Source organism: Psychrobacter sp. Ps6, from assembly GCF_022129235.1.
Classification (GTDB): domain Bacteria; phylum Pseudomonadota; class Gammaproteobacteria; order Pseudomonadales; family Moraxellaceae; genus Psychrobacter.
In genome coordinates this window covers 1-1,278 of sequence record NZ_JADQAI010000142.1, presented here as the reverse complement: position 1 = coordinate 1,278, position 1,278 = coordinate 1, and the positions used below count along the sequence as shown (strand labels likewise).

Genomic DNA, 1,278 nt, shown 5'->3' with positions numbered 1-1,278 from the left:
AATCACGTATGTGACCACCATTTGCTGCCACAAGTGCGATACCTTTAGCTGTATCGTGTGAAGAACCATCACCGAATGAAATCAATACTGTGAGTGGTTAGCTCGTCTAACTAAACACACTTCAACTAATACACTGTCTGTCACGATTAGGGCTTTTTTCAGCTCTTTTGATGTCAGTTCTGCACCTAAAGATTGAATAGCGTTAGGACCCATCAATGTTACAGGTGGCATGTAGAATACATTGCTCATAATGAAGCTCCGTTAATATTTATGAATTTATGTTGGCTTATCGCATGTGCCATAAACCAGAATTTTTTACAGAATGTGAACGCTCTGCAGTGTCTTCTTTTTGGTAGTGTTCTGTATTCATGCCGTTAGCCACTGCTTTTTCAAATTGTACGTTACCTGTGAAATCGCCATCTTTAGCTGAAACGTTGTAAGACATAGCGGCTGCGATGGTTGCTTTAATAACTGTTTTCGTGAGTAATAAAACCTTGTGTATTTGTGTTTGTGAACGCCTTGTGCGTTTCGATGGATGTATTAGTAATGGGGTATATGTCTGAATGTATGGAGAATGAAGTGATATTTAATTTTTGAGTAATATAAAACAGAAAAGCTATTCTATTTGTTTAAAGCTATATTAGTATTTAGGTGAGGCGATAAGACACTCGTTGGAAAATGACCAAAACTCACTTATATATTGATGGTGCTCTCTTATCGTTTAGTAATAATGCTGAACGAGTAATCAAACTAATTGTAGCTGCTAGAGTTACCGTACTAGTTGTTCTTAAATAACACTTTGATATGTTGGTGCGGATACTTTACTGCGTCGTGGAAACCGTAACAAGCTCGGTTTTATCCTTTATGACTATCTAGTCAATGTATGAAAGAACCAGTAAAAAATAAATACTAAGTTACCTTAGAATTTCAAATGTTAGTAAGTAACATTGTTCCGTAGAGTTGTGGAGGAGGTACTTTTATATTAAAGCCCCCAAACTGCATGATATAATGAAAATTTTATATCTTGATAGGGAGCATTTTTGCTTGATTTATCGGTATTATAGTAATGATGGATTTTTTATGAGTTCATTATATTACAATTAATCTATAAGGTTATTTTTTGTGGATAGAAATACTTAATAGCCTCTTTGTTTTTTAACTCTTTAAATACGGATATAAAAGCTTGAATATCTAAATCTAGGTCTAGATCTTTATGATCAAACCATCGGTAATTCCACCATTCTATTTGTATTAACTCTTGTACTACTTCTTTAGGAA

The 1,278-nt window shown here is 34.4% G+C and carries 2 protein-coding genes and 1 pseudogene; all 3 read right to left on the bottom strand.

The window, feature by feature from the left end; translation table 11 throughout:
* Positions 1-85: pseudogene (locus tag I3255_RS14430) on the bottom strand (hypothetical protein); the annotation flags it as partial.
* Positions 82-249, bottom strand: a complete 168-nt coding sequence (locus I3255_RS14425; protein WP_238039439.1) for a hypothetical protein — start codon at positions 247-249, stop codon at positions 82-84. The gene I3255_RS14425 and the pseudogene I3255_RS14430, both read right to left, overlap by 4 nt.
* A 37-nt stretch (positions 250-286) precedes the next feature.
* A complete protein-coding gene (locus tag I3255_RS14420; RefSeq protein ID WP_238039438.1) occupies positions 287-445 on the bottom strand; it encodes a hypothetical protein in 159 nt (52 codons plus the stop codon).
* Positions 446-1,278 lie beyond the last annotated feature (833 nt).

Bases quoted from the DNA above. Each gene is read 5' to 3' on its own strand.
- I3255_RS14425 (WP_238039439.1), bottom strand. From the start codon at position 249: ATGAGCAATGTATTCTACATGCCACCTGTAACATTGATGGGTCCTAAC.
- I3255_RS14420 (WP_238039438.1), bottom strand. From the start codon at position 445: ATGTCTTACAACGTTTCAGCTAAAGATGGCGATTTCACAGGTAACGTA.